20 protein-coding genes are annotated in these 21,644 nt (G+C 65.0%); 7 read left to right on the top strand and 13 right to left on the bottom strand.

The genetic code is table 11. The features are described from left to right. Positions 1 to 279 precede the first annotated feature (279 nt). The 4 genes from MKK84_RS04345 to MKK84_RS04330 are packed head-to-tail and all read right to left on the bottom strand — an operon-like array spanning position 280 to position 5,612. Positions 280 to 3,378 (bottom strand): efflux RND transporter permease subunit, encoded by a 3,099-nt coding sequence (locus MKK84_RS04345; RefSeq protein ID WP_243916823.1) that lies wholly within the window; start codon positions 3,376 to 3,378, stop codon positions 280 to 282. Continuing rightward, on the bottom strand, positions 3,375 to 4,628 hold the full coding sequence (locus MKK84_RS04340) for an efflux RND transporter periplasmic adaptor subunit (RefSeq protein WP_243916821.1): 1,254 nt from the start codon (positions 4,626 to 4,628) through the stop codon (positions 3,375 to 3,377). Before MKK84_RS04340 ends, MKK84_RS04345 begins: the two co-directional genes overlap by 4 nt. Beyond that, positions 4,625 to 4,837 carry a hypothetical protein gene (locus tag MKK84_RS04335; RefSeq protein WP_243916819.1) on the bottom strand — a complete coding sequence of 71 codons (213 nt, stop codon included), beginning with the start codon at positions 4,835 to 4,837 and terminating at the stop codon, positions 4,625 to 4,627. The genes MKK84_RS04340 and MKK84_RS04335 overlap by 4 nt, the downstream gene beginning before the upstream one ends. Positions 4,838 to 4,847: 10 nt before the next feature. Beyond that, positions 4,848 to 5,612, bottom strand: a complete 765-nt coding sequence (locus MKK84_RS04330; protein WP_243916818.1) for a hypothetical protein — start codon at positions 5,610 to 5,612, stop codon at positions 4,848 to 4,850. A gap of 146 nt (positions 5,613 to 5,758) precedes the next feature. On the opposite strand from MKK84_RS04330, the gene MKK84_RS04325 reads away from it, so the two are divergent. Beyond that, positions 5,759 to 6,607 carry a MurR/RpiR family transcriptional regulator gene (locus MKK84_RS04325; protein ID WP_243916817.1) on the top strand — a complete coding sequence of 283 codons (849 nt, stop codon included), beginning with the start codon at positions 5,759 to 5,761 and terminating at the stop codon, positions 6,605 to 6,607. Positions 6,608 to 6,832: 225 nt separating this feature from the next. On the opposite strand, the gene MKK84_RS04320 is transcribed toward MKK84_RS04325, so the two are convergent. After that, positions 6,833 to 7,711: an NAD(P)H-binding protein gene (locus MKK84_RS04320; RefSeq protein WP_243916816.1), complete on the bottom strand. Its 879-nt coding sequence runs from the start codon at positions 7,709 to 7,711 to the stop codon at positions 6,833 to 6,835. 109 nt (positions 7,712 to 7,820) lie between these two features. Between MKK84_RS04320 and MKK84_RS04315 the strand changes: the two genes are divergently transcribed. Continuing rightward, positions 7,821 to 8,687 (top strand): LysR family transcriptional regulator, encoded by an 867-nt coding sequence (locus tag MKK84_RS04315; protein WP_276593423.1) that lies wholly within the window; start codon positions 7,821 to 7,823, stop codon positions 8,685 to 8,687. Between the two features lie 421 nt (positions 8,688 to 9,108). Here the strand turns inward: MKK84_RS04315 and MKK84_RS04310 are convergent, their stop codons facing one another. From MKK84_RS04310 to MKK84_RS04295, 4 genes are all read right to left on the bottom strand, one after another. Next, the gene (locus tag MKK84_RS04310; protein ID WP_243916814.1) at positions 9,109 to 9,462 is read right to left on the bottom strand and encodes a hypothetical protein; all 354 of its coding nucleotides are present in this window, start codon (positions 9,460 to 9,462) and stop codon (positions 9,109 to 9,111) included. 38 nt (positions 9,463 to 9,500) lie between these two features. Next, positions 9,501 to 9,953: a MucR family transcriptional regulator gene (locus MKK84_RS04305; RefSeq protein WP_243916813.1), complete on the bottom strand. Its 453-nt coding sequence runs from the start codon at positions 9,951 to 9,953 to the stop codon at positions 9,501 to 9,503. A gap of 161 nt (positions 9,954 to 10,114) precedes the next feature. Then, positions 10,115 to 10,318: a hypothetical protein gene (locus MKK84_RS04300; RefSeq protein WP_243916811.1), complete on the bottom strand. Its 204-nt coding sequence runs from the start codon at positions 10,316 to 10,318 to the stop codon at positions 10,115 to 10,117. A 13-nt stretch (positions 10,319 to 10,331) separates the two neighbouring features. Next, a complete protein-coding gene (locus MKK84_RS04295) occupies positions 10,332 to 10,964 on the bottom strand; it encodes an acyl-homoserine-lactone synthase (protein WP_243916809.1) in 633 nt (210 codons plus the stop codon). A gap of 171 nt (positions 10,965 to 11,135) precedes the next feature. On the opposite strand from MKK84_RS04295, the gene MKK84_RS04290 reads away from it, so the two are divergent. Together MKK84_RS04290 and MKK84_RS04285 are read left to right on the top strand one after the other, a co-directional pair. Then, on the top strand, positions 11,136 to 11,867 hold the full coding sequence (locus MKK84_RS04290) for an autoinducer binding domain-containing protein (protein WP_243916807.1): 732 nt from the start codon (positions 11,136 to 11,138) through the stop codon (positions 11,865 to 11,867). A 45-nt stretch (positions 11,868 to 11,912) separates the two neighbouring features. Then, positions 11,913 to 12,140 carry a hypothetical protein gene (locus MKK84_RS04285; protein ID WP_243916805.1) on the top strand — a complete coding sequence of 76 codons (228 nt, stop codon included), beginning with the start codon at positions 11,913 to 11,915 and terminating at the stop codon, positions 12,138 to 12,140. 16 nt (positions 12,141 to 12,156) lie between these two features. On the opposite strand, the gene MKK84_RS04280 is transcribed toward MKK84_RS04285, so the two are convergent. Further along, the gene (locus MKK84_RS04280; RefSeq protein WP_243916797.1) at positions 12,157 to 13,341 is read right to left on the bottom strand and encodes a glutathionylspermidine synthase family protein; all 1,185 of its coding nucleotides are present in this window, start codon (positions 13,339 to 13,341) and stop codon (positions 12,157 to 12,159) included. Positions 13,342 to 14,485: 1,144 nt separating this feature from the next. On the opposite strand from MKK84_RS04280, the gene MKK84_RS04275 reads away from it, so the two are divergent. Beyond that, on the top strand, positions 14,486 to 15,718 hold the full coding sequence (locus MKK84_RS04275) for a molybdopterin-dependent oxidoreductase (protein ID WP_243916795.1): 1,233 nt from the start codon (positions 14,486 to 14,488) through the stop codon (positions 15,716 to 15,718). 15 nt (positions 15,719 to 15,733) lie between these two features. Continuing rightward, entirely contained in the window at positions 15,734 to 16,069 is a 336-nt protein-coding gene (locus MKK84_RS04270; protein ID WP_243916793.1) for a cytochrome c, read from the top strand. Here MKK84_RS04270 and MKK84_RS04265 read toward each other — a convergent pair. The 3 genes from MKK84_RS04265 to MKK84_RS04255 form a co-directional block, all read right to left on the bottom strand. Then, positions 16,053 to 16,823, bottom strand: a complete 771-nt coding sequence (locus MKK84_RS04265) for an ATP-binding protein (RefSeq protein WP_243916791.1) — start codon at positions 16,821 to 16,823, stop codon at positions 16,053 to 16,055. The two genes, MKK84_RS04270 and MKK84_RS04265, sit on opposite strands and share 17 nt — an antisense overlap. Positions 16,824 to 16,919: 96 nt before the next feature. Continuing rightward, positions 16,920 to 17,435 (bottom strand): sensor histidine kinase N-terminal domain-containing protein, encoded by a 516-nt coding sequence (locus tag MKK84_RS04260; protein WP_243916789.1) that lies wholly within the window; start codon positions 17,433 to 17,435, stop codon positions 16,920 to 16,922. Then, entirely contained in the window at positions 17,432 to 18,097 is a 666-nt protein-coding gene (locus MKK84_RS04255; RefSeq protein ID WP_243916788.1) for a response regulator, read from the bottom strand. The genes MKK84_RS04260 and MKK84_RS04255 overlap by 4 nt, the downstream gene beginning before the upstream one ends. A 322-nt stretch (positions 18,098 to 18,419) precedes the next feature. On the opposite strand from MKK84_RS04255, the gene MKK84_RS04250 reads away from it, so the two are divergent. Further along, positions 18,420 to 21,614, top strand: coding sequence for an efflux RND transporter permease subunit (locus MKK84_RS04250; protein ID WP_243916787.1), 3,195 nt, complete (start codon positions 18,420 to 18,422; stop codon positions 21,612 to 21,614). The last annotated feature ends 30 nt before the right edge of the window (positions 21,615 to 21,644 follow it).

The raw sequence follows: 21,644 nt of genomic DNA, 5'->3' as shown, positions 1-21,644 counted from the left end.
GCCGCTTCCGGGATCCGTGTTTCGACCATTGAATGGCCGACTTGGGTCGGAAGCAGGATGGCCGTTTAGGGTGGATTTCTGCCGATTCGCTTCCGGACGATAGTGTAGGTAAGCCGACGTCATCGTCGCGCTGGCTTCTGACGCAACTCAAAAAGACAAAATGCCTGCTTCTAGGCAGTCTAGTGGCCTCGTGCTGGCATATCCTGGCGGAAGAAGTCGTCCCGCGTCGAGGCTCGGTAGGTGCGGGAGCGGCTTTTTAGTGCAGTGGGCTGTGTTCCTTCACCGGATTGCGGGTAGGCAGACTGGACGTCGCGAGGCGAGCATGGTCCTCATCTTGTCCATGTAGATGTAGACGACCGGCGTGGTGAACAACGTCAGCGCCTGGGACACGAGCAGGCCTCCGACGATGGCGTAGCCGAGCGGCTGGCGGATCTCGGAACCCGTGCCGGTGCCGAGCATCAGCGGCACGCCGCCGAGTAGAGCGCACAGCGTCGTCATCAGGATCGGGCGGAAACGCAGCAGGCAGGCCTCGTGGATCGCCTCCTCGGCGGACTTCCCGCCGGCGCGCTCGTGCACGATGGCGACGTCGACCAGCATGATGCCGTTCTTCTTGACGATGCCGATGAGCAGGATAATCCCGATGATGCCGATCATGTCGAGGGGCCGCCCGACCAGCATCAGCGTCGCCAGAGCGCCGAGACCCGCCGAGGGTAACGTCGAGAGAATGGTCAGGGGGTGGATCGTGCTCTCGTAGAGCACCCCCAGGATCACGTAGACCGCGAACAGGGCCGCCAGGATCAGCGGCGGCGTCGAGCCGAGCGAGGTCTGGAACGCCTGGGCGTTGCCCTGAAACGCGGTGGCGACGGAAGTCGGCATGTGCAGGTCGGCCGCCGCCTTCTGCACGGCCGCAACGGCGGCCCCGATGGTGGCGCCCGGGGCGAGGTTGAAGCTCAGCGTCACGGACGGGAACTGGCCCTGATGGTTGATCACCGCCGGCATCGTGCCGATCTCGATCCTGGCGATCTGGCTTAGGGGCACCGCGGTGTTGTCCTGCGACCTGACATAGATCCGCTGCAGGGCATTCGGCCCGAGCTGATAGTGCGAGTCGACCTCCAGGATGACGTAGTAGTAGTTCAGCGGCAAGTAGATGCGCGCGACGTGCCTTTGCCCGAATGCGTCGTACAGAGTGTTGTCGACAGCAGCCGGGTCGATGCCGAGGCGCGAGGCGGCAGTGCGGTCCACCACGACGTTGAGCATGCGCGCCGACGATTGCTGGTCGCTGGCGACCGCGGTCAGCTCGGGCAGCTTCTGCAGCGCGTCGAGCAGCTTCGGACCGTAGAGGTCGAGTTCCGACAGGTCGATGTCGGTCATCGTGAACTGGTACTGCGTCTTCGAGACGACCGCGCCAATGGTGATGTCCTGGGCGGCCTGCATGTAGACCTTCATGCCCTGGACTTGGTCGAGGGCTGTCGAGAGGCGCCGGATAACTTGATCGGCGGTGACGTCCCGCTGTTCGCTCGGCTTCAGGGTGATGAACACCCGGCCGTTGTTCTCGGTTACGGTCGGACCGCCGGGGCCGATGTAGCCGGCCACATCCGCCACGGCCGGATCCTTCATGATGATGTCGAGGATGGCCTGCTGGCACTGCTTCATGCCGGCGGGCGAAACGTCCTGGGCCGCCTCGCTGATGCCGACGATCAGGCCCGTGTCCTGCTGCGGGAAGAAGCCCTTCGGGATCGTCCAGAACAGGTATCCGGTGAGAACGATGGTGCCGAAGAAGGTCAGCAAGGTCAGGAAGCGGTGGCGCAGTGCGACCTTCAGGCCGTCGTCGTAGCGGTCGTTGAGCCAGGTGAAGAAGCTTTCCAGCCGGCCTGAGATGCGCCCGGGCGGCTTAACCGCATGGCCGGGAAGCAGGCGCGCGCACATCATCGGCGTTAGCGTCAGTGAGACGACCACCGAGACGAGGATCGACACCGCCACCGTGACGGCGAACTCGCGGAACATCAGCCCGACGATGCCGCCCATCAGGAACAGGGGGATGAAGACCGCGACGAGGGAGATCGAGATCGACAGGATCGTGAAGCCGATCTCGCCGGCCCCGTCGAGCGCCGCCCGCATCGGCGTGGCGCCCCCCTCGATGTGGCGGACGATGTTCTCGACCATGACGATGGCGTCGTCGACCACGAAGCCGATGGCGATGGTCAGCGCCATCAGCGACAGGTTGTCGAGGCTGTAGCCCAGCACGTACATGACCGCGAAGGTGCCGATGAGGGAGATCGGCACGGAGATCGCCGGGATTACCGTCGCCCAGAGCTTGCGCAGGAACAGCGCGATCACGCCGACTACGAGCGCGATGGTCAGCAACAGGGTGAACTGCACGTCCTTGACGCTGGCCTGGATAGTCTGGGTCCGGTCCGAGGTGATCTTCACGTCGATGCCCGGCGGTAGGGAGGCCTGGAGCTGCGGCAGGGCCTTCTTGATTGCCGCCACCGTCGCGATGACGTTGGCCCCCGGCGCCCGTTGTACGGCGAGTGCCACCGCCGGCTTCTCGCCGACCCAGCCCGCGATGGTGACGTCCTGAGGTGCCTTCACCGCGCGGCCGATGTCCCGGACCCGGATCGGGGCCCCGTCGCGGTAGGCCACGATGGCATCCTCGAAGTCGGCCGCGGTCGTGAGCTGGTCGTTGGTCTGCAGGGCCACGGCCTGCTGGCCGCCGTAGAGCTGCCCTTTGGGCTGCAGCACCGTGAGGTTGGAGAGGGCGGTGCGCACCGTCTCAAAGTCGAGGTTCTCAGCCGCGAGCTGAGCCGGGCTGACCTGAATGCGGATGGCCGGGCTCTGCAGGCCACCGACGCCGACGATGCCGACGCCGGGGATCTGCGAGATCTTCTGGGCCATGAGCGAGGAGGCGTAGTCGCTCACGGTCGTGATCGGGAACACGTCCGACGACATGGCAATCAGCAGGATCGGCACGTCGGCCGGGTTGGTCTTGCGGTAGGTCGGCGGGTTGAGGAGCGCTGTCGGCAACTGGCCCTGCGTGGCGTTAATCGCCGCCTGCACGTCGGAGGCGACCGAGTCGATGGTCCGGTTCCGGTCGAACTGCAGCGAGACTTGGGTGAAGCCGGTGCCGCTGCTCGACGTCATCTGGGTCAGGCCGGGGATCTGGCCGAACTGGCGTTCGAGCTGCGTCGCCACCGAGGAGGCGACCGTCTTCGGGTCGGCGCCGGGCAGCTGCGCGGTGACCTGGATCGTCGGCGAGTCGACGTTCGGAAGCGAGGCGACCGGCAGAAGCGTGTAGCTGATCGCGCCGAGCACCACGACGGCGAGCATCAGCAGGCCGGTGGCGATGGGCCGCCGGATGGAGCCGGAGGAGATGTTCATGGCAGCATCCCCGCCGAGGCGTCCGGGACCTGGTCCGGGGTTGCAGGCGTGATCCGCGTGCCGGGCTTCAGCCGGTATTGGCCCTGGACCACGACCGTCTCGCCGTCTTTCAGGCCCTCCGCGACCAGCGCGACGCCACGGGTGCGCTGCTGGACCTTGACCGGCCGGACCGCGACCGTGTCGTCGGCCCCGACCACATAGACGAACTGACCCTTATCGCTGATCTGCAAGGCGTTGGTTGGGACCGTCAGCGCCTCCTTCTCAACGGAGGTAGTCACCTCGGCATTTACGAAACTGCCGGCCCAGAGTTGGCGCTCGGCGTTCGGGAAGATCGCCTTGAGCTGCACCGTCCCGGATTTGGGGTCGGCCTGGTTGTTGATGAGCAGCAAGGTGCCGGTGTCGAGCTTTCTGTCGCCGGACTGGTCATAGGCGATCGCGGCGATTGGGCCATGCGTCAGGGCGGCCTGCACGGCCGCGATGTCCCTGGTCGGCAGAGTGAAGAGCACGCTGATCGGCTGGACTTGGGTCAGGACGACGATGCCGCCCGGGTCCGTGGGATTGACGATGTTGCCGATGTCAATCCGGCGGATGCCGGTCACGCCGTCGAAGGGGGCTCGCAAGGTCGCAAAATCGAGCTCGGTCTGCGCGTAGTCGATGGCAGCCTGGTCGCCCTTCAAGGCGCTCTCGGACTGCGCGATCATCGCCCGCTCGCTCACCACCTGCTGGTCCGTCGCGAAGCCCTTTTGCAGGAGGGGTTCATTGCGGGCGAGGTTGGTCTTCTGATTGGCGAGCAGCGCCTGATCCTTGGCGAGCTGAGCCTGCGCCTCCTCCAGGCGGGCCTGGTAGATGCGCGGGTCGATCCGAGCGAGTACGTCGCCGCGCTTGACGAACTGGCCTTCCTTGTAGTCAGCGCTCTGCAGGTATCCCGTAACCTGGCTGCGGATGGTGGCGACGTTCAGAGCGTTGACCGTCCCGACCCCCGTCAGGGTGATGGGAACGTCCTGCTTGCGGACTTGGACTGTCACGGCAGGGACCGGAGCCGGGGCGGCGGCGCTCGCGGTGGACGGCGGCGGAGGCGATGCTCGGTAGAGCGCGGCGACTCCCCCGGCGACGCACAGGACCAGGGCCATCATCACGAGCTTGCGGCGGCCGGACCGGCGCGGGCCGACCTGGGTCGATTGCAGAAGCTCCGTCGCGCCACGGGTCGTATCCCTTGGCCGGCCGGTTTTAGCGGATCGTTCAAGGCTCATCGGGGTGCCCCCGCGCGCCGGAGGGTGCTTTCGAGGAGGATCGCACCGGGTCCGGCGAAGAGCAGGATGGCGCCCCACGGGCTCGGCGGCAGGACGAGGGATGAAAGCAGCCACGCCAGGATGATCCAGCCGACGATGGCGGCGGCGAACCCGACGTCGTCGACAAACAGGCCGACGAGTTCGCGAAGGATGGTCTTGAGGGTATCCATGGCAAGCGTCTCAGCGAAGGATCAGGGTGGGACCGGCCGACGCGCGGCGCCGGCACAGCGGGACTGCGAGCGCGCCGACGAGCAGGTATCCGATGGTCAGACCGAGGATCGACCAATCGCCACCGGGCCAAGCCAACAGAAGACCTTCGCCGACCCAGAACGTCCCAAAGGCGGCGAGCAGCACCCCGACTGAGAACTTGAGCGTGTTCTCGGGCACCATGGACAGGGGCCGGTGCAGGACGAGCCCGAGCGCGACCACCGCGAGGAGCGCGGCCGCGGCACCGATTGCGACGGGTACAAGCAGGCCGACCCCACCCGTACCCACCGCGACGACGATGAACACGACTTCCAGGCCTTCGAGCATGGTGATCTTGAAAGCGGTGGCGATTGCGACCGCATCCCAGGAACCGGAGGGCGGTCCGGCCGTGCGCAGGCTGCCCGTCTCTCTGGCGTAGGCGGCGGCCTCGTCGTGGAGCGGGATGACGCCGGCCGCCCGCAGCACCGCCTTCCTGAGCCAGCGGAGCCCGAACAGCAGCAGGAGGCCGCCAACGACGAGTTGCACGTCCTCCAGCGGGATGCGGGTCAGAAGGGGGCCGAAGAGCAGGACGACCGCCAGAAGGACGACGAGGGCCGCTGCGGTGCCGGTCAGCGCACTTCGCCAGCCGCGCACCGCACCGACAGCCAGCACCACTGTCAGCGCCTCGACGAACTCGACGGCGGAGGCGAGGAAGGCCGCGAGGGCTGTCGGCCACGCATGCATCCAGTCGATTGTCATTCCGAACGCCTCAATCGATAGGCCACGGACGAGCGGATCGCTCGGCTACAGAATTGTAGCTTGAGCTACCGGAGTCAAGTTTCCTGATTGTAACGCTACATTGGTCGTGGCAGTCTGGGCTCCAACGGAGCGAGGAGGCGACGGTCATGGAAGAGGAATTCGGCGCTCTGGTCAGCCGCCTGACCCCGTCGCTTTCTCCGGCCCTGGCCCGCGTTGCGAGCTACCTCGACCAGAACCGCGCGGTCGCCGTGGCAAGTTCTGCTGCTCAGATCGCGGCACAGCTCGGAACCTCGGACGCGACGGTCATCCGGACCGTTCAGGCGCTCGGGTTCGATGGGCTACCGGATCTCAGGCAGGCGCTGGCGGCCGGTCTCGACGACCGGAGGACGCCCGCGGCCGACATGGGTCGCACCCTCGCCGAGGTTGGGGACGACGTGGGTCAGGCCATCGACGCGGTCCTGGACGCCCATCGCGAGGGGATGCAGGCGCTGCGGACGGAAGCCGGGCGAGCCGCCATCCTCGCCGCGATCACGGCCCTGCACCCGGCCACACGCATCGGGGTGTTCGGGATCGGTCCCTCCGCGCACCTCGCCCGGTATCTTGCTTTCCAGCTCACACGTTCGGGACGGCGCAGCTTCCTCCTCGACGCCACCGGGTGGGCCATGGCCGATCAACTTCTCGGCCTGCAAGCCGGCGACGCGGTCCTGCTGCTCGCCTACGGCCAGCCCTATCGCGAAGTTCAGGCCGTGATGGCCGAGGCTCGCCGCCTTGGCCTACGGGTCGTCTTGGTGACCGATACGCAGGACAGCGCCATCGCCCAACAGGCCACGGTGGTATTGCTGGCTCGGCGCGGTCGTGCCAACCAGGTCGCGCTGCACGCCACCACGTTGATCGCCCTGGAAGCGGTGATCCTCGGCCTCACCGCCGCCGACCGCGACAACGCCCTCCAGCAACTCGCCAACCTCGACCGGTTGAGGAAGCTTGTCGGTCCCTGAACGCCGTCACCGTCCCCGGTCTCGAACAGGCCGTTGAGCAGTCCCACAGACCTAGCCGCTGCCAGATCCGTTCCATAGTAGCGGCACAACATACGTCCGCTTTCGGGAGCTGCACGACTGCGCGTGAGCGACTGGGTTGGGTCGAAGGCGGAACGTCAGCTTCAGGGTTAGAGGTCAGGGTCCGCTTCCCACCCAACTCGGAAGCTCAGAATGTCTGCTCACGGGTCAGGCGGCTTCTGGCTGCTTCAGAGTCTGCTCCGCCCACGCCCGGAAGCTGGTCGATCCCGTAATCCCACCTCTTTGCGCTGCTACATTGTCCATGCCTTCGTTCTTGGCGCGCATCATCGCGATATAACCACTGGCGAACTCGGCCGGCATTCCGCTGTTGACCAGCTGCGCCTGGAAGGCATCGAACGGCACTTGCTGGTAGCGGACCTCCCGGCCAAGCAAGTCCGAGAAGATGGCAGCGATGTCGTTAAACGACAGGTCGTCGGGACCGAGTACCGGCACATCCTCCTTGCCGGTCCAGCTCCGGTCGGTCAGCAGGCGCGCGGCTGCGTCCGCCATATCGCGTGTGGCTGTATGAGGTAGCTTCTTGTCAGCATCGATGGGACCGAAGAACTGGCCCACGCGGATCGCATCGAGCTGCATCAAGTTATTTTCCATGAAGCTGGGCATGGCGATGCCGCGAACAGCGGCGTTCGTTGCACGAAATAGATCGACCATTCGAGCCGAGGCAGTCGCCAGGCCGGCCTGGTCCTCCCACTGCGTGCCACGCGCAATCCCCGTCACTACGACGACATGCGGCGTCCCGTGGCGAGCGACCGCGTCCGCCGCCGGGCGGGTGAAGCCCGAATAGGTTTCCTCCATCGTCAGCCGGGGTGCAGGCGGCACGCACCAGAAGAGCGCGTCCGCACCATCGAGTGCCCGGTCGATGGTCCCGGCATCTCCATGCGAGCCTTCGATCACCTCGACGCGTCCACGGACGTCTGCCGGAAGTTTCGCGGGGTCGCGAACGATGACGCGGACTGCCTGACCGTCCTCGACAAGAGCGCTGACAAGTTTGCTGCCGATGTGGCCGGTGGGCGTGGTGACGACGATCATGGGGGTCTCCGATAGGTTTGCTGCCGATGACGACGCCCATGTCAGGTGTCCCAGCCGTGGTGCCAAGACGATTGGATTGGGACGGCCGTCCCGATTATGGTCCACCCCGATGGACCTCGACGCGCTTGCCCTTTTCCATTCGGTCGCAACTCACGGCGGCTTCGGACGCGCCGCCCGTGCGATGCGGCGCTCGAAAACCACCTTGTCGCGCCGCGTCGCCGACCTGGAGGTGGAACTCGGCACCCGGCTTTTCGAGCGCGGCGGTGCGACACTTCGGTTGACGCAGGAAGGCCGCGAGCTGCTGGCCAGCACCCAGGAACCCCTGGACGAGCTGGCTGCCGCGGAGCGGACCTTTCGTGGCGGCGGCGTGGAGCCGAGGGGCAAGCTTCGTGTCAGCGTACCGTTGATGTTCGGCGCGCAAGTCATGGGCCCGTTCGCGGCGCGGTTCGTGGCACGCTATCCGCTGGTCGGGCTGGAGGTGATCACGGACGACCGTTATGTCGATGTCGTCGAGGAAGGCTTCGACATCGCCATTCGCGCGAGACCGAAGCCGGAAGAGGAGCTTGTCGGGCGCCCTGTCCTAAAGGATCGTCTCGTCGTGGTCGCGCCGCCCGACTGGACGCGGCCGGGGCCCGACGCCGACGGCAAGCCGCCAACGGTGCCCGCAGTCGTACGCGCAATCGGCGAGGAGGCGCGCCAGTGGGTTCTGGACGATGATGGCCAGCGGATCGTGATCGATCCAAAACCCGTCCTCCGGCTTTCGACCCTCATCATCCGCGACGCCGTGCGCGCCGGTGCAGGCGCCGCCCTCTTCCCGAGCTTTTTTGTGCGCGACGATATCGAGGCAGGCCGCTTGGCAGTCTGGGGCACGATCGTCGGCGAGCCGCTGGAGTTTTGGGCGCTTCATGCATCGTCTCGTCTTGCCAGCAGAAGGGTGCGCGCCTTCATCGACATGTTCACGCAGACATTCGAGTGAGGGTCACGACTCCCTGACAGCGGAGCCTTCACAGTGTTGGCCAATTGAATTCTAAGGCGGCCAAATACGGGCGAATGGCTAGCACGGGCGCAAAGCTGACACGCGACCGATCTGTGACCGGTACATGCTGCTCCCGGCGCCTGCGACGTGGGGAGCAGCGCCGGCCCTCTCGAATTCAGGGCTACGAAGTGGGCTCGGGCTTACGAGCGTAAGCTACGGAGATCCGCAGCCGCTCCCGCGAGCAAATGCCGAAATGCCGTTCGCGGATGCGGAGCTTACCGCGGGCAAGATGTTGCTGTTCAAGGCATTGTTCGCCCGATGAAAGCAGTGTGGCGGCACCCGGAAGGGCGTCGCCACACGTTACTCTAAGTTGATTATGCGCGGAACTTTGGGTGCCGAATTCGGAAATTCGGGTCGGCTATCAGCACGCGCATGGTTGGTAGGTACATCGCAGCAGGGCGATGATGTTGATGATCTTGATCGCTGGGTTCACGTCGTGATTCGCATCACCGGGGAAAGGTAGTTGCCTCGGTTCAAAGAACACCACGTTGATCAACGCAGCGTTCAAGACAGCGGGAAACGTCCGCATTTCTGCAGCCTGGGCTCCAAAGCGGACCAGCCGCTTACGGCCAGTTCCGGTCAGTTGCCCCGCGTCCATGGTGAACCCAGGGCGGAAGGTCGCCTTCTGGGAAGCAGCGGCCTCCACATCGCAGAACCAGTCAATGACAAGCTGTCGATCACTCCGGTAAGGGCAATCGTGGCGCGCGACACTCAAGATCATTGGTCGACGGGCCTGTAGAGATCCTCAGCACTCTACTCAGCTGCCTGCCGTACGATCTGTGCGCCCGGCACACCGAGGCCGATCGCCTTTGCAAGTGCCGAACGTTTAGCCGCGTAGTCCTGAGCGATCATCGGGTAATCGGCGGGCAGACCGAACCGCGCGCGGTAGCTCTGGGGCGAGAAACCGTGAGCAGTCAGATGCCGCTTGAGCGTTCGGTACGCACGCCCGTCGATGAAGCTGGTCAGCGCCTCAGCTCTTATGGACCGTCGGATTTCGGCCGCGGTGGGTGAGCTGGGTTCGTTATTCAGCGCGGTCTCGACGACAAGCCCGCGATCCAACGAGCACAGGGCACGATGAATGTCCGCGATGAGCTGCGGAAGCTGAGCGCGCGCGAGATGGTTTTTCGAGACGTAGGCTGAAATTATAGCGACAGTGATGTCTGCGTATCTAACGTCCTGTGTCTCGTGTTCGCGGTGATCAAGCATAACTCTTTCCCTTTCGCGGCCTGGCTTGAACATCGGCCCCGCTCACAGAGGACGGGTGTCGTGGTGATAAGCTCCTCCGCCGGATCGTCCCTTCGATCCGGCGGAGGAGGCGGTTGAAATGCGGCGACGCCCGGCCGGCGCATCGATCCTCATTCGATGCGTCAGCTCAGTTTGGATCGTCGGAGCGTCTGCTCGGCCACACGACGCCCGAGTTCGATCAGCACGACATCGACAATCTCGCGCAAGGCGGGATCCTGAAGCTCCACGATCGTTCGGCGAAGATCGATGGCTTGCTCGACCGCTCGCTCTAAACGCGATCGTATGCCGTCCTGCGGATCAATATCGACTGGTGTCGTTCGTGGCACGGCAGGACCTTCTTCAGCTCGCCAAACGGGCCGAGACTCGGCTCTCGGGGGACAGGACGGACTCCGTGGTCCCACGCATCTTCTGCAGCTGGCGCAGGCTCCGTGCGTCGAAGCCCGCGTTGACGGCGACGATCTCCACATCGTCGATCATCTGCGGAAGTCCGAGGGGCAGTGCGTGGATGTGCAGTTGGAGCAGCCGCAGCAGCCAACTCGTCGGCATCTCGGAGACGAAGCCCTTCAGCCCGCGCGGTAGTCCCCACTCGACGATCGCAGTGAGGATCGCCAGCGCGGTCGGGTTGAGCCGTCGACCAGACGTACGTGCCGGGCCGGCGACGCCGATCCGGCTCCATTCGACGATGTGCGGGGACGATGGAGGGGCGGCCTCGCAGAGCTGGGGAAGATGCTTCGACATGACGTAGGGGCGTACAGTCGGCAGCAAGCGGGAGTATCCGACCACCTCGTCATCTTCCACGGCTAAGAGGTGGACGGCGTGCTCATCATCGAATTCATCGATTTCGCGCTTGTCGTCCCGTGCGATCGCAGACCAGCCCATCTCTTCGACAAAGATCTTGTGGCGTAACCGCCAAACTTGTTCCATCAGCTCGGCGTTCTGCGCGATATTAGCTGCAGTGATGACTTGGATCATGGAAACACCTCTGTACGTGGTGTGCCCGCCCGTTCGGACGCGCGACACCACGCGAACGCGTGGTGTCGGCATGTTCGTTGCGCGATCGCCGGCTTCGTCTGGATGTATGGCGTCTCATCCCCTAACTTCGTCCGGGATGGGCGCCCTCAGCGTTCGTGGTCAGGATATGCCGTGAGCAGAAAGTCCCTCGATCACACGCTCAAGCTGCTCAAAGAGCTCGATCGAGCCGGGAGCATCCCGGAGGTCATCGCCGCCGTGCAGCGACAGCTCACGGGCTTCGGCATCGACGCGATCATCGCGGGGCTTCTCCCGACGCCGACGAGTTTGGTCAGCTTCAACCGCCAGTTCCTAGTCATGGAAAGCGTGCCGGCGGAATGGCGTTCACGGTACCTCAGCCGGGGGTACGCCACGCACGACCCGATCGTCGCGCTGACCTTCCAGCAACAAGCCGGCTTCCGTTGGAGTGATCCTGTTCTGCCCCCGCCCGCGACGACGACCGCCAGCCGGGTCATGCATGAGGCGGCAGATTTTGATCTTCGTGATGGGTACACGGTACCGCTGACGACCATGGAGGGCGAAGTCGGGGGGATGAGCTTTGCCGGATCCCAGCTCGAAATCGCTCCGGAGCATCGCGGCATGCTCACGCTGATCGCGAGCTACGCCTTCGGTCATGCTCTGCTGATGCGAGGCCAGCCTATCGCTACGCGGTCAAAGCTCTCACCACGGGAACGTGAAACCCTGCAGTGGGCGGCCGAAGGCAAAACGGACTGGGAAATCGGAGAGATCATGGGCATCTCGGAACACGGGATCGACTCCCATCTCCGCCGTGTGCGCACCAAACTGAGAACCCGCAACCGGGCTCAGTCGGTAGCTGAGGGTTTTCGGTTAGGCATAATCGTCTAGGTAGCTAGGTAGGCATGGGGGCAGCCGGGCTCCGGAGGCGCGACGTTGACGGATGACGAGCGGGACGAACGCCTCATAAATTCAATCTCGGCCGCGCTCGGCGTGAACATGACCGTGTTTCACGACGGGTATGCCGAAACACAGAACAGTCCTGCCGATTATCATGACTTGATCGTTCTGGCGCGTCTGATAAAGGCATTTCGATCGCTCTCCGATGAGGAGCGTATGACCGTACTAAGGATGACAGAGAAAATAGCTACGCATAAATCTTAACCAAGGGCAGGCGTGTCTAGTCTTCAGGTTCGATGAAATGGGGCACGAGCTGCGACGTATCGTTCGAGATGACCCCTACGCTCTCGCGTAGGATCATCCCAGCTGACTCGTCGCCCACCACCCACGATCCGATCACGACACGGCGGCCGTCGAACTCGGGGACGTTCGCCAGCGCTTGGCGGACATAGCCGCTCCGGGCGTAGGGGCCGTCCTCAGCAGCCGCGACCTGCCCGTTCGTGACAATGGTGACGTTGGCCCCCTCGCGCCCCAGCAGCGGCTTGAGGACGAAGCTCTTCCCCAATTCGAACTTGCGCGGGTCGTCCTCGAAGTAGGCCGGCAGCAGGTTCGGGTGGCCGGGGTGGCGCTCCCAGAGCAGGGGCAAGATGCCCTTGTTGCTCAGGACCATCTTCCACGCCGGCTCGAAGAAGGTCGTGCCGCTGGCGACGATCGCCGGCCCGAAGCTGTCCCGTAGGAGCCACTCCCACGGGTAGAGCTTGAACAACAGGCGGATTGGCTCGCCGCCGAGATCGACGAAGGTCTGGCGATCGACATCCTGGCGCAGGCCGATGTCTGACACGTCGACGAGGCGCACCTTCAGGCCGGCCTGCGCGGCGCAATCCGCGAGGTACCCAACCGTGCCGCGGTCCTCGGGGAACTCCGTCATGCAGGTCAGATGCAGCGCATTGCCGACCCGGGCCCGGATCTCGACGAGGCGGGCGAGCAGGCGCTCGTGGACCGAGTTGAACTGGTCCGCGCCCGGCGGCAGCGCGTCGCTCGCACGCTTGTCCTCCAGCCATCGCCACTGGAACACCGCCGTCTCGAACAAGGCAGTCGGCGTATCGGCATTGTACTCCAAGAGCTTCGCCGGCCCGGCGCCGTCGTAGGCTAGATCGAAGCGGCCGTAGAGGTGCGGCTCGCGGGCGCGGTGGCTGCGCGTCACGAGGCTGTGGGCCCAGTCCGGGATACCGAGGCGCGTCATCAGCGCCGGGCTCTCTGCGACCTCGGCGGCGAGGTCGAGGCACAGCCGGTGCAGCTCGGCCGTCGGCGCCTCAAGGTCCTGCTCGATCTGCTCGAGGGTGAAGGCGTAGGCAGCGTCCTCGCACCAGACAATGTGAGCGTCTTCGCTGGTGTGGAAGTCGTAGCCGGCCTCCGCGGCGATCGTGCGCCAATCTTCACGTGGGTTGAGGAGGTGGCGGCGCATCACCCGCCTGCGCCGTGCGCGGCCACCGCACGACCCGATCCGCCGAAGCCGCCGAACGTCGTGGTGCCCGTGGCGGTGCTCGCTCCGGATGCCCCGGACGATGCGCCACCATGGAAGGAACCGATAGATCCACCAGGACCGCCGGATGACGATGACCCAGTGCTCCTGTCGGTGGGATCCTGCGCCGGTGATCGCCCATCGCCGCATCCCGGTGAGGCGGAGCTCCCGCCACGATCACACCTCGGTTGGGCCGGGCTTTCCACCACCTGCTGTGGTTGGTGGCTCGGCGGGGCGGTCCGACTGTACTGCCAGCCGGCGAGTGCAGTTGAGCCGAGCAGCACGAGGGTGACCTGATGCGATCGCTTCAGAATCGGCCTGCTGCGCTCGCCTAATGGGCTCGGACCCGGTGACGAAACAGCGCGACGGCCGAAGATCGGTTGAGCACCGCGCCGCAGCATCGGGGATCCTCTGTTTTCGACTCAGACGCTACCAAAATGTCTGTTACTTTTCTCGTTCTGAATGCGATTGCGGCGCTGAAAACCCAGGTTGGCACTACCATGGATAATCAAGCGCTCACGCAGCATGTGTAACTAACAGCAACACCGTGGGGGAAATCCAACCCGGAACGACAGAGCGTCGTGGCGATCGGCGACAGCACCACCCGTCCGATTGCGCGTCGTGCGCAGCTCGCCAGCGGAACGTCCGCATTTCCGGCTGACCTCATCCAAAGCAGCCATTCCGCTTTCGGCCAGACTACGTCACGCCAGATCGCTTGAGCGCGCAAAACCGGACGTTCGGCTGTGCGCCCGTTCCGGTCATTCAGCCCGGTCATGCGAAAGCTCGAAAGCGGACATTCCACCAGCAAGGATTCCAGGTAGGAATGACTCCTGCCAATCGAACACTGGAAGTCCTCGACAGGTCGTCACTTACAGGCACCGGCACGGATCGGGCCGGCGCCGACCGCGGGGTTCTAGCTATCGACCGAACCCTCGTTGATGCAGTGCCACACAGCAATCCCGACACACGGCTCGCGGGAGGTCGGCCGACGGCACGCCGCCGCTCACTTAAGGCGCCCTTAAGCTGAGAGGTGTGGAGGACCGCGCGCCGGCCAGATGGGCTTGGGCTCAGCGGAACCGTCAGTTCGATGCCGAAGCATTCCACATTATCAACTCCGAGCCGCCGTGGGCTGCTGTCGGCCGCCGCCTTGGGCGGAATGGGCCTGCTGGCTAGCCGCGCCCACGCCGAGACCGTCGACCTTCATGTCCCAGGCGGTCCGAGCACCCGCCCCTTGACTGCGACCTATCCCGAGAAGGGGCGGATGATCGTCCAGCGCACCCGGCCGCCGTGGCTGGAGACGCCGTTCGAGGTCTTCGACACTGGCGTATTCACGCCGAACGATCGGCATTTCGTGAGCTGGCACTGGGCCACCTTCCCGACCCACGTCGACACCGACCGTTTCACCCTGAAGGTCCGGGGCCTCGTCGAGCGTCCCCAGGCGCTGTCGCTGCAGGAGCTGATCCGCGACCTGCCACGCTTCGAGATCGCAGCAGTCAGCCAGTGTGCCGGCAATTCGCGCCTTTACGCGCAACCTCGGGTCGCGGGCGCTCAGTGGGCCAACGGCTCGATGAGCAACGCCCTCTACACGGGCGTGCGCCTCCGGGACGTTCTGGACCGGGCAGGCGTGAAGGGCGGGGCCACCCATGTGCGGTTCGGCGGGCTCGATGAGCCGCTGCTGCCTGACGCCCCCAAATTCGTCAAAGCCTTGGACATCGATCACGCCCGCGACGGCGAGGTGATGCTGGCCTTCGCGATGAATGGCGCGCAGTTGCCGATGCTGAATGGTTTTCCGCTGAAGCTCATCGTACCCGGCTGGTCCGCCGTCTACTGGATCAAGATGCTCGACGACATCGCGGTGATGGATCACCCCGACACCAGCGTCTGGACCACGCGGAGCTACCGTGTGCCGGACACGCTCAACCACACGGTCGAGCCCGGACAGACGGATTACAGCCTGATCCCAATCACCCGGAACCTGCCTCGTTCGTTCGTAACCAATCTCAAGCCGTCCGACACCATCCCGGTCGGCGTTCCGCAACCGGTGCGCGGCATTGCCTTCGGTGGCGACCGCGGTGTCGCCGCCGTGGACTTGTCGCTCGACGGCGGTCGGACCTGGCAGCCTACGATCCTTGATAAGGATGAGGGCACCTATGGCTTCCGGCAGTGGCAATCCACGATCAGCCTCGCCGCCCGCGGGGCGCATACAGTAATGACTCGCTGCACCAACACCGATCGGCTGGTTCAGCCGATCCGGCGCGTCTGGAACCCCGGGGGCTACATGTCCAACCCGGTCGAGGCCCTCGACCTCGTGGCGGCCTGAGGGGTGAGCGCAACCATGTACCGATTCATCCGCACCGCTGCGCTGGCCAGCCTCCTCGCAAGCGCGTCATCCGCCCTCGCCGCAACGCCGCTGGAGCTTCACCCGACGCCTGAGGTCGACCTGCCCGTCGGTGACGATGTCGCCTTCCCCAATGGATCAGGCTCCGACGTCATCGCGTCGAACTGCACGGCTTGCCACTCCGCCGACCACACCCTGAACCAGCCGGCCCTCTCCCGGGAGGAGTGGCATACGGTCGTCGACAAGATGATCAACGCCTACAAGGCACCAATCACATCGGAGGATGCGCGGGTGATCGTCGACTACCTCGCTCGAATCAAAGGCGAGCCGTAGCAGGCGTCGCACGTCTGGCGAGCCGTGGGCCGAAGATCGCGCTCGCCCTGAGGCCCGGGCTGCCGTCCCGTCCCGCGAGTTGCAGGCGGGCACCCGATTGCTCCAGCGCCATGGTGACGATCGAGAGGCCGAGGCCGCTACCGAGCTTCGCCCGTCGGCTGCCGCGCACGAAGCGCCGGATCACCAGGGCCCGCTCCGCCTCGGCGATGCCGGGCCCGTCGTCGGTGATCGACAGGATGGCGCCTCCGTCCGCGCCGAGCGCGGCGTCCCAAGTGATCACCCCGTCCGGCGGGGTCATCAGCAGGGCGTTCTCCATCAGGTTGCGCATGGCGAGGTCGAACAGGTCCTCGTCCATGCGGATCTCGATTGTCATGACGCCGGGACCGAAGGCGACCCGCTCGAGCGCCGGCAACCCGCCCATCGCGGCGAGCAGGTCGCGCAGGCGCTCCTCGACAGGGATCCAGACGGTGGCGATCGGGCCTACGCTGCTGTCGAGGCGCGAGACGGTCAGGAGCTGCTGGACGAGGCGCGCCGACTGATCGACCGCGCTCAGAGTCTGGGCGAGGGCAGCATCCCGCATGGTGGCATCGGGCGCCTGCATGGCGACCTGGACCTGCGTCTTCAGCCCGGCCAGCGGCGTGCGCAACTCGTGCGCCGCATAGGCCAGGAAGGTGCGCTCGTGTTCGCGCGCCGCCACGACCTTGCCGAACAGCCGGTTCAGCGCATCGACCAGGGGGCGGATCTCCGACGGCATCTGGCCGACCTCGACCCGTTCCAGGTTGTCGGCGTCCCGGGCAGCGAGATCGCGGGTCGCGCGATTCAGCGGTCGCAGGCCACGGCCGACGCTGAACTAGATCAGCGGCGCGAGGATCGGCAGCACGCAGCCGGCGGTGAGCAGAAGGCTGCCGACGAGGCCGCGCTCCAGCTGGCGCCGCTGCCCGAGATTGTCGCCCACGAGGATGCGGAAACCCTTGGCCGGGTCGGACAGGGCGAAGACCCGCCACGCCTGTCCATCGACGACCCTAGTGGAGAACCCTTCGCGCTGATCTGACAGGCTCGGATCCGGGGCTCCGGCGGAGGCCCCGATGAGGCGCCCATCCAGCGACCAGATCTGGCAGCTGAGATGTCGATCGTAGCTCACCATCCGGCCGGGCGCAGCGCCCGCGCCATCCGCCTGCCGCGCGACCCCTGCCTGAACCGGGGTGAACAGACTGTCGACCATGCGGGCCGCCTCCATCAGGCGGCGGTCGAGGATGTTTTCGAACTGGGCGCGGCTATCAACATAGGCCCAGGCGATGGCGGCGAACCAGACCAGCCCGGTGGCGGTGACCAAGGTCGCGAACAGGCGCATGCGCAAGGACTTCACGCGCGGTCCTCTCGGATGCGATAGCCCAGGCCGCGTACGGTCTCGATTGCATCTCGGCCGATCTTGGCACGCAGATTATGGACGTGGACCTCAAGCGCGTTGCTGCCGATCTCCTCGTTCCACCCGTAGAGGCGTGCCTCAAGCTGGCTTCGGGACAGCACCCGACCGGGCCGCTCGATCAGCGCCTCCAGCACCGCGAATTCACGGCGCGACAGACTGAGAACGATGCCCGCGCGGGTGACCGACCGGTGGCTCAATGCGATCGTGAGGTCACGCCACGTGAAGATCGGGTTGGCGCGTCCGGCCGCTCGTCGGATCATGACACGGAGCCGAGCCGCGAGTTCACCGAGGTCGAACGGCTTTCCCATGTAGTCATCCGCCCCCCGATCGAGCCCTGCGATGCGATCGGCGACAGCGTCGATCGCGGTGAGGATCATGACCGGCATGGTATTGTCCCGCGCACGGATGTGGCTCAGCACGTCGAGTCCGGAGCCGTCCGGCAGCATGAGATCCAAGATCGCCGCGCTGTAATGCGCCGCATCGAAGATCGAGACGGCATCCGAGCATGTCGATACGCACTCCACGGACATCCCATGCAACGATAATCCCGAGGTTAAACCATCCGAGAGCATCGGATCATCTTCGAGAACGAGGATGCGCATAGGTCGTCCACGTCAAGGTAGGATCCTGTGCCGCAATTCCAGCATTTGAGGGCATTGCGGCTGTTGCTGAGCAATATCATTCACGCCGTTTCGTCTCCTAACAAATGCCGAGATCTGCCGCAGATCGTATACACATACCAAAATCAAGAAATATAAGTCCGATCTGAAGCCTATCTTAGAATTGTTTCTCAATTTTTCTAATGCGCGCTCGGCAGCAAGACCATCAAATTGCCGCACTGGCCAGATGAATGCATTATACGATACGTTGGCGTTCGCAGCTCGTGGTTCCGACGCGGGCATCCATCACGGCAGAGGTAAGGCAATGGCGGCGATCGTCCGACTGGCTCTGCTTCGACCCTATACCTTCGTTGTGATGTCGATCCTGATCCTGATCTTCGGGGTCATGTCGGTACTCCGGACACCAACCGATATCTTTCCGAGTATCGGCATTCCCGTGATCAGCGTCGTCTGGCAGTATACCGGTCTTCCGCCGGAGGACATGTCCGGACGCATCGTGTCGGTGTTCGAGCGGTCGCTGACGACCACGGTCAACGACATCGAGCACATCGAGTCACAATCTGTCCCTGGCTACGGGATCGTGAAGATCTACTTCCAGCCCAACGTCGACATCACGGCCGCTCAGGCGCAGGTCACCGCGATCTCTCAAACGCAGCTCAAGCAGCTCCCGCCGGGAATCACGCCCCCCCTGATGCTCGCCTACAACGCGTCAAGCGTGCCGATCATCCAGCTGGCCCTGTCGAGTGACACCCTCTCACAGTCGGCGCTGAACGACTTGGCCCAGAACTTCATCAGGCCGCAGCTCACCACGATCCCGGGGGCTCAACTTCCCTACGCCTACGGCGGCGCGGCACGACAGGTGCAGATCGACCTCGATCAGTCGGCGCTCCACGCCCATGGCCTCTCGGCGGCGGATGTCGGCGCGGCATTGGCCCGGCAGAACCTGATCACTCCGGTCGGGACCCAGAAGATCGGCACCTACGAGTGGATCGTTGATCTCAATGACTCCCCGAAGACGATTGAGGCGTTCAACGACCTGCCGGTCAAGGTCGTGGACGGCGCCGTGGTGTTCATGCGCGACGTCGCCCACGTCCGTAACGGCTCGCCGCCGCAGACCAACGTCGTTCAGCTCGACGGCAAGAAGGGCGTGCTGATGTCGATCCTGAAGATCGGCAACGCCTCGACCCTCGACATCATCGCTGGCGTAAAGGCTCGGATACCAACAATCCAGGCGACGTTGCCGGCCGGCGTCGATCTCAAATACGTGGCCGATCAGTCGGGCTTCGTACGCGAGTCCGTGGTGGCGGTGGTACGCGAGGGTATCATCGCCGCAGCGCTGACCGGCCTTATGATCCTCGTGTTCCTGGGAAGCTGGCGCTCGACGCTGATCATCACGGTGTCGATTCCGCTCGCCGTCCTGTGCTCGCTGATCGCCCTCTCGGTGCTCGGTCAGACCATCAATGTCATGACGCTCGGCGGCCTCGCGCTCGCGGTCGGCATCCTTGTCGACGATGCCACCGTGACGATCGAGAACATCAACCGGCACATGGAGGAGTTTGGCGAGGACATCGTCACGGCGATCACCCGCGGCGCGCAGGAGATCATGCCGCCGGCCACCATCGCCCTCTTCTGCATCTGCATCGCCTTCGTGCCGCTGCTAGCGCTGGGCGGCGTCGCCGGCTTCCTGTTCCGGCCGTTGGCGATGGCGGTGGTGTTTGCGATGATCGCGTCCTACGTCCTCACGTACACGCTGGTGCCGACGCTGGCCCGCTATCTGCTGACCGAACATGCACACGGTGACGCCGCGGGCGTAGGCCCCGGGGCCTTCACCCGTTTCCAGCGTGGCTTCGAGCGACGCTTCGAAGCCTTGCGTCAGGGCTATCTCGGCCTGCTCGCCCTGGCGCTGTCGCATCGGAAGCTGTTTGCGGGAGGCTTTCTCACGGCGGTCGCCGTGTCGTTCGGCCTCGTCCCCTATCTCGGACGCGACTTCTTCCCCGAAGTTGATGCGGGCGCGCTGCGCATCCACCTGCGGGCTCCGACGGGTACGCGTATCGAGGAGATGACGGCGCTGACCGGGCGGATCGAGGGACGGGTGCACGCCCTAATCCCGCAGGAGCGCGTAGCCAGCGTCGTCAACAATATCGGCCTGCCGATCAGCGGTATCAACATCTCTTACGGCAATAGCGGCACCATCGGCACCTTCGATGCCGACATGCTGGTGACGCTGAACGAGGGAGAAGGGGCTTCCACCGCCGCACTGACCCGGGGCTTGCGCGAGCGGCTGCCACAGGATTTCCCCGGCGTGACCTTCTCGTTCCTGCCAGCCGACATCGTCAGCCAGATCCTCAACTTCGGCTCACCGGCCGCCCTGGACGTGCAGGTGGCCGGCGCCGACATTGAGGGCGGCCGCGCCTACGCCAATAAGCTGCTGGCGCGGGTCCGCCGGGTCGCTGGGGTCGCCGATGCCCGCATCCAGGAGCAGGCGCGAAATCCAGCCCTCAAGGTCGACTTCAACCGTGCCCTAGCCGGTGTCGTCGGCCTGACCGAAGGCGATGCCGCCCAGAGCATCCAGGCCAGTCTCTCGGGCAGCACGCAAACCGCTCCGACCTACTGGCTCGACCCACGCAATGGCGTCTCGTACCCGGTATCTGTCCAGACGCCGCAATATGCCATCGACACGCTGGGCGACCTCAACAACCTGCCGATCACCGCGGCCCGCTCGGATCAGCTCCTGGGAGGGCTTGCGACTGTCTCCCCCGCGCCGCTGAGTGCCGTGGTGACGGACTACAACATCGCGCGCACCGTCAACATCCTGGCCACGCCGCAGGACCGCGACCTCGGGGGCGTCGCGGCGGACATTCAGCGGGCGATCGACGACACGCGGGGAGACCTGCCGAAAGGATCGACCGTCACAATGCGCGGGCAGGCGATCACGATGGCCAACGCCTACCAGCAATTGCTGGTCGGCCTCGCATTCTCCATCGTGCTCATCTACCTGCTCATCGTCATCAACTTCCAATCCTGGGTCGACCCGTTCGTCATCGTGATGGCGCTGCCTGCCGCGCTGGCCGGTATCGTGTGGATGCTGTTTGCCACCCACACGCACGTCTCCGTTCCGGCGCTGACCGGGGCGATCATGTGCATGGGTGTGGCCACCGCCAACTCGATCCTGGTCATCAGCTTCGCCCGCGAGCAGCTCCACGCCGGTCGTACGGCATTCGAAGCTGCTCTGGCGGCCGGGGCGACGCGCCTACGGCCTGTGATGATGACCGCACTCGCGATGATGATCGGCATGGCACCCATGGCGATCGAGCCTGGTCAGAACGCGCCGCTCGGCCGTGCCGTCATCGGTGGCCTGCTCTTCGCTACGTTGGCGACGCTGTTCTTCGTGCCGGTGGTCTTCAGCATCGTGCACGGCCGGCCCCGCCGCGTCGGCGCGGCCGCGCCCGACCCGTCATCCCACGCCGCAACCGACGCCATCCTGTCCCCGTCTCCCTGAATCCGGACTCCGTATGCACACTCCAGAGGA

It is taken from the genome of Methylobacterium sp. E-065 (genome assembly GCF_022829605.1).
GTDB lineage: Bacteria > Pseudomonadota > Alphaproteobacteria > Rhizobiales > Beijerinckiaceae > Methylobacterium.
Note: the sequence above shows the minus strand (reverse complement) of the source record. Positions and strands in the feature narration are given on the sequence as shown.